A 10,525-nucleotide genomic window follows, 5' to 3' on the forward strand; every position below is an offset into this window, starting at 1 on the left:
ATACGGAACCGACCGTGCCACGTCATCGGCAACTGTGACAGACTGTCAGGAGAATGACATGAGCGTGAAACTTGCCTGCCTTACCTGCGGTCAGGGCAACCGCGTGCCGGAGGCAAAATTGGGCGCAAGCCCCAGATGCGGAACCTGCGGAGCCGGTTTGATTACAGGCACACCCACTGAAATCTCTTGTGATATTCTCGAGAAAGCCGCGCGGATCGACGACCTCCCGCTGGTGGTGGACTTCTGGGCGGCATGGTGCGGACCGTGCAAGATGATGGCGCCCGAATTTGCCAAAGCCTCCAGGGAACTCAAGGGCCGCGCCCGCTTTGCAAAGCTGGACACCGAGGCCTTTCCCCAGGCCGGCGCGCAATACGGCATTCGCGGAATTCCATTGCTGATCGGTTTTCGCGGCGGGCGGGAGATCAAACGGCAGGCCGGCGCGATTTCATCGGCGCAAATCGTCGAATGGGCCACGGGTCTGGGCTGAACCTGGCCTCCAGGGGGCGTTGCCGCACAACTCGCGCTTGAGGCATGGCCCCTCTTTCCCCTTTGCTGTCAGGCCATGCGGACAATCTCGCAGCCGGCCGCTTTCGGCCTGGTCGTCTGGATCTCAAGATCCTGGCTCGAAGAGCTGAGGCGAGCGTAACCTATCCGGGGCATGGCAATCTGTAACACGAGGGTGGTTTCTATACTGATACTGTCACAATGATCGCTAGGCCACTCATTTGTGACATCTTTTTCTGTCACAGCGGTTCGTAACCTGCGGGTGTACCCATATGGAACATCCACAAGACGCCGCAGCACCTGGGCGTCAACATCGCTACAGAAGATCACTCTGCTCACCCCATTGAGATTGTTAGAAAAACAATCCAGCGCAGCGTCGCGAGGGGATACTACTCCGGGTGAGCAAACCTTTCATTTGACTTTGATTACAGAACGGATACGTGGCGACAATGTAGCCGGTGTGGAGTACCTTTGTGAATGAGTTCGATGCTCGCGTTCCGCGAGGCACTCTGAGTTTCAGGGTCGTTACCCAGCACGCAGATATCCCGGCCTTTCTTGAGCTTGCGCGCGAGGCGCATAGGGAAAGCAGGTTCTCCTACATTCCTTTCAGCGCGGACAAAGTGGCGAAAATAGCCGGGTTGGCGCTGAAAGACGACAAGAGACACGGGATCTTTATTGCAGCGCGTGGTTATGTGCCGGTTGGCTTTGCGTACTGCACTTTGGGTGAGTACCACATCGGCACGGATGTGCTTATCGCAACGATCCACAATATCAACGTTTCCCGTGAGGAACGGCAAAGACTTGCTGGTGGAAGGGCGGCCTTGGGACTCCTTAACAGGGTAAAGAGCTGGGCGCGCGCACGTGGCGCATCGGAGATTTTGTTTCACGTAACATCCGGTATCAAATTGGAGAGAACGCATCGGCTCGCTAAGCGACTGGGATACGCTACAATTGGTGGAAGTTATGCTTTTATTTTAAATACTCGTAGCTAACTTTCATGGCGCGGTGAGATATCGTGAGATTGAGGAAAATGTTGAGAAAAGAGAATCTCATAAGAGGAACCATTCTGTTGGTGGGCACCTCTATTTTTTTTGCGGAGTACTTATGGGGAGTGCCGTCCAGAGTTTTGGCGCCCCTAGTGCCGGAACTTTTAGATGATGAGGCCCTGAGCGATGTGATGATGTTTCTGTCTGTTTTTATGGCAGCTCTTGCGGCCATTTTTTACGATTGTTTCAGGAAGAAGTAAATGAACTTCACAGATTATACTGATATCTCAACGGTGACAGATCTCGCGCAAGCCAAGGAGTCTGAATACAGAACTATAGAATCAACAGGGAAAAATGTTACGAACGCAGCGATTGGGGTTACCGGTCTTTTCGGCACTTTCGCTGGTTATCTCGGTTTTGCTACCATAGCTAAAACTCTTGCCGCCGGCGCTGCCACAGGGAAGGCGGTTGACCTGGCTCAGACGCAAATCGGAACGAACGCAGCAGATATTGCGGATGCGATTGATGCAGTCCAAAGTGAGCTTTCAAAGGCGGCGCTTACTGGGGATTGGGTTTCTCCAGCCTTGGCGCAAGCGGTCGCTGATTTGGAGGCAATTTATCCTGAACAACAAAAATACTCTGGTTTGACCACTACGCCTGATCTGGTTGCTGTAATAAAAGAGGCTATCGCAAATAAGAACTTGGTGATAGATCAGTCGGTTGTTGATGACTTTTTCGATCCAGTGTGTTTCGCTTCTGGAACAGAAATTCAGACGCCTACCAGTTTGCGTTTGCCTATTGAAAATATCGCAATCGGCACCATCGTCTCCTGTTTCGCGAGCGATTATGACGATGGACGCGCCCCTCTCGTTTCTGGACGAGTAGCGCGCATCTATGAGAACGTGACGGACTGTTTCATTTGCCTTAGTTTTTCAGATAATCGTGATCCACTCTGCGTAACCCCGGGGCACTTGTTCCTCGATGGAACCGGCGGCTTCACGCAGATCGGAGATTTGTTGCGCCTGGGCGGTAACACGGCGCGCGTGATTAGCGACAAGGGCGAGGTCATCGCCGTCAGAGGTGAGTGGCTTTATTATTCGTCTGAAACGTCTCACCTTTTTGAATGCGCCATAAACGCGGAGAAGCGTGGCAGGCTGCAAGGCCGTCTGGAGAGGGCGGCACCCATCCCATCTGCGCCGTGACGCGGGATGAGGCGCAGCGAGAGCCATGGCACGGCTCATGGCTCCTTGGGCTCGCGTCGGGACGAGAGGTGCCAAAGGCTGAGCGCCGCCTGGCCGACGAGCAGGGGCACCAGACTGCCGCTCAGAACCAGCAACCATCCGGAAGCATCCAGCGCAACCACGTCGAGAACAGTGCTCAGGCCGGGTAGCCATGCGGCGGCTGCGGTCAAGGCAAGGCACGTGCCGATCGCATACCAGACCCAGCGGTTGCGCGTGACCTCGTTGGCGAAAAGCCCGGTCCCCGCATCGCGCATGTTGAAGACATGCCAGAGCCGCGCCAGCGCGAAGCTCAGAAAGCCGATCGTCACCGCCGCGTCCTGGCTCATGCCCTGTGCCAGCGCGACAAAGAATACCGTCGTGACCGACGCCGCAATCAGCGCGCCCCAGAGGACGGTCGCGATCCAGTGTGCTCGTGTCAGAACGGGCTCATTCGGGTCGCGGGGTTTGCGATCCATGATGCCCTCGGCGCTTTCGCCGACGCCGAGTGCCAGAGCCGGGAACACGTCGAGCACGAGATTGATATAGAGGATCTGAAGCGGCAGAAGCGGAAGGGGCGCGCCCATCACGGCACAAAGCCCGACGGCCAGAACCTGGCCAAGATTGCCGGAGAGCAGGTAGACGATGAACCTCCGGATGTTCTCGAATATCGTGCGTCCCTGTTCGATCGCCATCACGATCGTGGGGAAGGCATCGTCCTTCAGAACGATGTCCGCCGCCTCTCGGGCGACGTCAGTGCCGCGCTGGCCCATGGCGATACCCACGTCGGCCTTCTTCAGCGCCGGCGCGTCGTTCACGCCGTCACCGGTCATCGCGACCACCGCGCCGGCCTCCTGCCAGAGGCGGATCAGGTCGAGCTTCTGTTCCGGCGAGACGCGAGCGAAGACGTCATTGTCGCGAAGCCCTTCATGAACATCCGCGTCCGCCCCGTCACCCAGCTTCGGAAGATCGCGGCCCACTGTCGCCTTCGGTTCCTTGGCAAGCCCGACCTGTGCGGCGATGGCGGCAGCCGTCACCGGCTGGTCGCCCGTGACCATGATGACGCGAATGCCGGCTCTGCGGCACCGTTCGATGGCATCGGCAACGTCGTCGCGGGGCGGATCCTCCAGCCCCACGAGGCCGAGCAGGGTGAGGCCCTCGTAGGGATCGGCCTCGGTGCTGTCGGCCTGCCGTTCGGCGAATGCGAGCACGCGGTAGCCTTCGGCGGCCAGCGTCTCGACCCGCGCATCCCAGTCCTTGCGGGCCGCGTCGGACAGCGCCTCGGCCGCACCCTCTTCGGTCGCGACCTGCGTGGCGACCTCCAGCACCGCCTCCGGCGCGCCCTTGACCGCGACGCGCCAACCGCCTTCGGCGCGGTGAAACGTTGCCATCATCTTGGTCTCGGCGTCGAAGCTTTCCTCGCGCTCTTCGGGCTGCTTGTCGAGCAGGCGGTCCCGGGTGAGGCCGGCGCCCGCGGCGGCATGCAGAAGCGCGATCTCCATCGGGTCGCCGGTGCCGGCGGGGTGCTCGCCGTCGCCGCCATCCTTTTGCTCCAGTGCGGCATTGTTGCACAGCGCGGCGACCTCCAGCAGCCGGCACGCCAGGGGCGAGGGCTTCTCCGGACGCTTGTCCTCGTCCCAGGGCACCTCTTGGTCCTGCCCGGGCAGCGCCAGCCGCGCCACGCGCATCCGGTTCTGCGTCAGCGTTCCGGTCTTGTCGGCGAAGATCACGCTGGTCGAGCCCAGAGTCTCGACCGCGGCCAGCCGCTCGACCAGCGCGTTGCGGTGCGCCATGCGCCACATGCCACGCGCCAGAGCCACGGTCGCCACGATAGGCAGGCCCTCGGGGACGGCGGCCACCGCGAGCGCCACCGCCGTCTCGAGCATGAACACGAGGTCCTTGCCGCCCAGCCAGCCGAGGGCCGCGACCACCGCCGCCACGATCAGCGTGACCACGATCAGATTGCGCGCCAGTCGGTCCAGCCGCTTCTCGAGCGGCGTCACCTCTTCGCTGGCCTCCGAGGTCATGCGCGCGATGCCGCCAAGTTCGGTCCGCATGCCGGTGGCCACCACCACGCCGGCGGCGCTGCCGCCCGTGACCGCGGTGCCCTTGAAGGCCATCGAGCTGCGTTCGGCCAGCGGCGCGTCGGCCTCTACCGCCTCCGTGGTCTTGGTCACCGGCACCGATTCGCCTGTCAGCGAGGATTCGTCGCAGGTCAGCCCGTTCGCCTCGATCAGCCGCAGATCGGCCGTCACGACATCTCCGGCATCGAGCAGCACCACATCCCCGGGCACGAGGTTCTCGGAATCGACGGTCGCACTCGTCCCGTCCCGTTTCACTCGCGCCTGCACGGTGCCGAGGCTGCGCAGCGCCTCCATTGACCGGACGGCCTTCCATTCCGTAACGAAGCCGATGGCGGCATTGATCACGATGGCCGCCAGGATCGCAGCCATCTGCACGATCTCGCCCATCGCGAAGGACAGGATCGCTGCGGCGGCAAGGATGAAGATGACGAGGTTTCTGAACTGGTCGGCGAGGATCCTCCATGGACTGGCCTGTTCCGCCGCACCAAGCCGATTGGGTCCGTGTTCCCTGCGCCGCCGCCGGACTTCTGCCTCATCAAGGCCCTGCTTGGGGTCGACGGACAGATCGTCGAGCGTTTGCTCGACGCTGCGGACATGCTGTTTGGTCATGAAACTCCTCCGGCGTGGACCCGGCCGCGGCAGACCGCCTTGTGAAGGGAGACGTCGCAGTCGGTAATGCTCAAGATCCTATCCGGTTCGGCACAGCGCATGGCATTCCGGTGAGCCCAGCCCGAGGCCGAGCCCCGGACGGCATCCGTCATGCCGATACGCCTGGAAGATGAAGCGTTTCGGCCGGCTGTTCAATCACCGAAACTCCCCGATAGGATTCCCGCCGGGCGAAACGGCCGACATGAAGAATGGAATCGCGACGGCCATCCGCAAGTCAGCTCGAATCAACGCGTGGCGCGCAGCAGACCGGACGCGTATCGACCTTCCCTTGCAGAAACGAGCAACGATCACGGGGATCTTCATGCGTCAGGAACATAGAGACGAAATGGCCCTCTTGGAAGGTATTCGGTCCGGCAATGAGGCTGCACTCCCGGCGCTCTGCCCGCGTCACACCCCGTCCATGATCCGCGTGGCGGCCACCATCGTGAACAGCCGCGGCAACCCGCGAAGAACTGCGATGGAGCCAACGACTACAGGGTTTTCAGTGGATGGCCGGGGCCCGTGGCGGCACGGATGGCGTGTCCTGCAGATATCCGTGTCACACAACAGCGCGCATGAACATGTGCGCGCATGAAACGGGTTGGCAACCGGCGATCCGGGCTGGGACTTGATCGTCCAACGGTTTCCTGCATATCACGCGATATGACATCACGACCACAACGGCCGCCACAGCCCCGCTTGCGCTTCCGCATCGTCTTTGGCGAAGGCCGGATGGTCGGGCCGGGGAAGGCGGAACTGCTGGAGCGGATTGCCGCGACCGGTTCCATCGCCGCGGCTGGCCGCGAAATGGGAATGAGCTACAAGCGCGCATGGGAACTGGTCGGCACGTTGAACGCCATGTTCCGGGATCCGCTCGTGGAAAGCACGCGCGGAGGCCCGGGCGGGGGCGGGGCCGTTCTGACGGATAACGGGCGCATGGTGCTGTCGCTGTACCGGGCCTTCGAGCGCGAGGCCGTCGAGGCCGGAAAATCGCGACTGGACGCGCTGTGCGATCTGTTGAGGGATGTCCCGCAAGGAAAATAACGCTTGTGCCCGCGGCGAGTTTCCGTCGATATGTTCGGCGGACCATATCAGATAGCGGGGGTCCCCATGCCTGTTTCCGTCGCCCGGCGTTCGCTTCTCGCCCTTGTCGCAGCCTTCGCCCTTGGCACGAGCTGTGCATCCGCGCAGGACGACATCCCGATCGTTGCCGCGGCCTCGGACCTCCAGTTCGCCCTGACCGAGATCGCCGAGGCATTCAGGGCCGAAACCGGGAACGAACTGCGGCTGACCTTCGGCTCGACCGGCAATTTTGCGCGCCAGATCCGCGAAGGCGCGCCGTTCCAGATTTTCATGGCTGCCGACGAACAGTTCATCGCCGAACTGCACGCCGATGGGTTCACGCTGGACGAAGGCGATCCTTACGCCGAAGGACGGATCGTCATCATGGTGCCGGACGGATCGACCCTGACGCCGGACCCCAGGCTTGACACTCTGGCCGATATGCTCGCCGCAGGACAAATCACCCGATTTGCGATCGCCAACCCGGATCATGCGCCCTACGGGATGCGCGCGCGCGAGGCGCTGATCACCAAGGGAATCTGGGACGATCTGCAACCCTTTCTGGTGCAGGGCGAGAACGTCAGTCAGGCCGCGCAATTCGCGCTGTCGAACAATGCCGAGGGCGGGATCATTGCCTATTCGCTGGCCCTGGCTCCTGCGGTCGGGCCGCGGGGCAGCTTCGCACTGATCCCCGAGGACTGGCATGAACCGCTGCGCCAGCGCATGGCGCTGCTGGGCGGTGCGGGCAAGGTCGCGCAGGCTTTCTATGCCTATGTCAAGACGCCGGCGGCGCGCGAGATCATGCAGCGTTACGGCTTCGTCCTACCCGAGGAAGATTAACCGCATGGACTGGACGGCATTGTTCCTGTCTTTGCGGCTGGCGGGGTGGACGGTCGTCATCCTGCTGCCGGTTTCGGTGCTGGCGGGCCGATGTCTCGCCTACCGCCGGTTCCGGGGCAAGGGGCTGGTCGAGGCGCTGGTGATGCTGCCATTGGTGCTGCCGCCCACGGTGTTCGGCTTCTATCTTCTGGTGGCCTTCGGTCGCAATTCGCCGGCCGGCGATCTGTGGCAAGGCCTCTTCGGGCAGCAGCTGGTGTTCAGCTTCCAGGGCCTTGTGGTCGCCTCGGTCATCTTCAACCTGCCCTTCGCCATCCAGCCCGCGCAGCGCGGCTTCGAGTCGGTCGCCGCCGATATCCGTGACGCCGCAGCATGCTGTGGGATGTCGCCGCTGGCGAGTTTGTGGAAGGTCGAACTGCCACTGGCCTGGCCGGGGCTGATGACGGCCATGGTGCTGACCTTCGCGCATACTCTGGGAGAGTTCGGCATCGTGCTGATGGTCGGCGGTTCGATTCCCGGCGAGACCAGGACCATCGCCATCGCGATCTATGACCGCGTGCAGGCCTTCGACGGTCGATCCGCGGCGATCATGTCGGCGGTGCTGGTGGCGATATCGCTGTTCACCATCTCGTTGACCTTCTGGTTGTCGGCGCGCGTCGGTCGGAAGCTGTCCTGATGGCGCTCGAGGTGATGGCACGGGCCCGCGAACCGATCCCGCTCGACGTGGCCTTCCGGGTCGAGGCAGGCGAGCTTCTGGCGCTGGTCGGGCATTCGGGATCGGGCAAGACCACGATCTTGCGCAGCATCGCCGGGCTCTGGCGTCCCGATCGGGCGCGGGTGACGGTGGGTGGCACATCCTGGCTTGACACCAGCATCGGCGTGAACCTGCCTCCGCACCGCCGCCGCGTCGGCATCGTCTTCCAGAACTATGCGCTGTTCCCGCACATGACCGCCGCACGGAATGTGATTGCGGCGATGGACATACCGGACCGTGTCGAGGCCACGCGCCTTCTGGATCTTGTGAACCTGCACGGGCTTGCCGATCGCAAGCCCGCACAGCTGTCGGGCGGGCAGCAGCAGCGCGTCGCGGTGGCGCGCGCCCTGGCCCGCAGACCGCAGGCGCTTTTGCTTGACGAGCCGTTCTCGGCGGTGGACCGCGCCACGCGCGAGCGGCTTCATGCCGAGATCATCGCGCTGCGCGCGCATCTCTCCATGCCGGTCGTGCTGGTCACGCATGACGTGAACGAGGCGCAACTGCTGGCCGACCGCATGGTGGTGATCGAGAAGGGTCAGATGATCGGCTCGGGCACGACGGCCGAGGTGATGGCGGACCCCGACGCGCTCCGCGCGATGGGTGTCCGTGAGCTGGCGGCCCTGTTGCCCGCGACGCTGGCCGAGCAACTTCCCGACGGGTTGAGCCGCCTGGAGGTGGCGACCGGCTCGCTTTTCCTGCCCACGGTCGACGCTGCGCCGGGAACCCGCGTGCGGGTCCGCATCATGGCGCATGAGGTGATCCTGGCGCGCACCCGGCCCGAGGGGTTGTCGGCGCAGAACATCCTCGAAGGTCGCGTCGCTCGGATCGTCCCGGGCGCGGGGCCGGGCGTGATCGTGCATGTCGCGGTGGGCCGCGACGAGATCGTCGCCCGCATCACGCGCCGCGCCGCCGAGCAGTTGAGCCTGCAACCGGGCGACTCGGTTCACGCGATCCTCAAGACCATGTCGGTCGCGCGCGACCATGTCGCCCGTGCCCGCCTTCATCCGCCCGGAACGGCACCGTCCATGCCGTGACCCTCCGCACCGCGACGGCACCATCGGCCCGGACCGCGCCGCCATCATCCTGCACCCCGGGCCGCCGCGATTTGGGCCGCCCCGCGTGCGAGCTGGCGCTTGTGCAAGGTGTGTGTGGCACGCGACGGTCCTGCCGCTGGGTCCGCGCTGCGTCGCCGTCGGCGCGCCGGGATGCGTTGGTTGTGGTCCGCAGGCCCCCGATCCCGAAGACCGGCCTCGGGCGCATCCCGATCTGGTTGGTCCGACGCGTCTTGCGTCATCGCCTTTGTCGGGCACTGGCCGAAGGCACCGCCGGATCATCCTCCGGACCCGACCGCGCCGACATGAATCAACGCGGATAGGCTTGCCATCGGCTTTCTGTTAGGCTTGTGGCCGTGAAACAGGACGCAATGGATCTCTCTCGTCACTGGAACTCTGTCTACGCGTCGCGGGACGAGGCAAGACTGACCTGGTTCGAAGACATGCCCGAGATGTCACTGGCGCTCGTGCGCCAGCATCTGCCGCCACATGGCGCCTTGATCGACGTCGGCGGCGGTGCGTCGCGGCTGGTCGACCTTGTCCTGGATGAAGAACCGGGTGCGATCAGCGTGCTGGACCTCTCGGCCGAAGCGCTGGCGATCACGCAAGCGCGGCTTGGCGCGCGCGCGTCACAGGTCGATTTCATTGTCGCGGACCTGTGCGCGTGGACGCCCGACAGGACCTATGACGTCTGGCATGATCGGGCCGTGTTCCATTTTCTGACCGATCCGGACGACCAGCAGCGCTATCTTGACAGGCTGGACAAAAGCCTGCGCCCCGGCGGGGTGGCAGTCATCGCCACATTCGATCTTACCGGGCCCGACAGGTGCTCGAACCTGCCTGTGCAGCGATACTCGCCTGAAACATTGGCCGCGAAGATGGAACGGCTGATACCCGGGCGGCTGGTTCCCGTTCATGCACTGCGCCACGCCCACCAGACCCCAGGCGGCCATATCCAGAATCTGCAGATCTCGGTCTTTCGCAAGCTGGAAACGCATTCCTGAAACCCGTCAGGCTCTGCCGCCCCGGCCAGGCGCGCTGCGCGACAATCGGACAAGCGATCCCGTGACGCGGCCGCGAAACCGGGGCGCGCTGGCGCACGGCCTGATCGGAATTTCCTGCCGGGACGGGGAAGTTCGCTTGAAAGCAAGGATGCTCGCCGCGCGCGCGGATCTGGCGCGTCCGCGGCGCCATCTTGCCCCGATCGGCTTCCGGTAATTTTTCTGCACTGCGGCGGTTGCAATGCTGCGGTGCAGCATTATATGATGGGTCAGAACGAACGCGACACATGATCCCCCGGAAGGAGATTTCCCATGGCCAAGCCGAACACCAAAGCCGCCCTCGACGACATCCAGAGCCTGTTCAACCCCAAGGGTGGCCA

General features: G+C 63.1%; 9 protein-coding genes. 8 read left to right on the forward strand and 1 reads right to left on the reverse strand.

The genetic code is table 11. The features are described from left to right. The first annotated feature begins 58 nt into the window (after positions 1-58). The 3 genes from L1965_RS10720 to L1965_RS10730 all read left to right on the forward strand — a co-directional run bounded on the left by L1965_RS10720 (position 59) and on the right by L1965_RS10730 (position 2,692). Positions 59-487, forward strand: a complete 429-nt coding sequence (locus L1965_RS10720) for a thioredoxin domain-containing protein (RefSeq protein ID WP_235756423.1) — start codon at positions 59-61, stop codon at positions 485-487. A gap of 490 nt (positions 488-977) precedes the next feature. Then, positions 978-1,496: a GNAT family N-acetyltransferase gene (locus tag L1965_RS10725; RefSeq protein ID WP_235756424.1), complete on the forward strand. Its 519-nt coding sequence runs from the start codon at positions 978-980 to the stop codon at positions 1,494-1,496. 254 nt (positions 1,497-1,750) lie between these two features. Next, positions 1,751-2,692: a hypothetical protein gene (locus tag L1965_RS10730; protein WP_235756425.1), complete on the forward strand. Its 942-nt coding sequence runs from the start codon at positions 1,751-1,753 to the stop codon at positions 2,690-2,692. Positions 2,693-2,727: 35 nt separating this feature from the next. On the opposite strand, the gene L1965_RS10735 is transcribed toward L1965_RS10730, so the two are convergent. Continuing rightward, on the reverse strand, positions 2,728-5,400 hold the full coding sequence (locus L1965_RS10735; RefSeq protein WP_235756426.1) for a cation-translocating P-type ATPase: 2,673 nt from the start codon (positions 5,398-5,400) through the stop codon (positions 2,728-2,730). A 702-nt stretch (positions 5,401-6,102) separates the two neighbouring features. On the opposite strand from L1965_RS10735, the gene L1965_RS10740 reads away from it, so the two are divergent. The 5 genes from L1965_RS10740 (at position 6,103) to L1965_RS10760 (ending at position 10,148) form a co-directional block, all read left to right on the forward strand. Continuing rightward, positions 6,103-6,483 (forward strand): winged helix-turn-helix domain-containing protein, encoded by a 381-nt coding sequence (locus L1965_RS10740; protein ID WP_235756427.1) that lies wholly within the window; start codon positions 6,103-6,105, stop codon positions 6,481-6,483. A gap of 66 nt (positions 6,484-6,549) precedes the next feature. After that, positions 6,550-7,341, forward strand: coding sequence for a molybdate ABC transporter substrate-binding protein (modA, locus tag L1965_RS10745; protein WP_235756428.1), 792 nt, complete (start codon positions 6,550-6,552; stop codon positions 7,339-7,341). Between the two features lie 4 nt (positions 7,342-7,345). Then, positions 7,346-8,014, forward strand: a complete 669-nt coding sequence (gene modB, locus L1965_RS10750) for a molybdate ABC transporter permease subunit (protein WP_235756429.1) — start codon at positions 7,346-7,348, stop codon at positions 8,012-8,014. Next, a complete protein-coding gene (gene modC, locus L1965_RS10755) occupies positions 8,014-9,126 on the forward strand; it encodes a molybdenum ABC transporter ATP-binding protein (protein WP_235756430.1) in 1,113 nt (370 codons plus the stop codon). Before modB ends, modC begins: the two co-directional genes overlap by 1 nt. A 374-nt stretch (positions 9,127-9,500) precedes the next feature. Next, complete coding sequence (locus L1965_RS10760; protein WP_235756431.1) at positions 9,501-10,148, forward strand: class I SAM-dependent methyltransferase; 648 nt, start codon at positions 9,501-9,503, stop codon at positions 10,146-10,148. The last annotated feature ends 377 nt before the right edge of the window (positions 10,149-10,525 follow it).

Source organism: Paracoccus salsus (genome assembly GCF_021556615.1).
GTDB lineage: Bacteria > Pseudomonadota > Alphaproteobacteria > Rhodobacterales > Rhodobacteraceae > Paracoccus > Paracoccus salsus.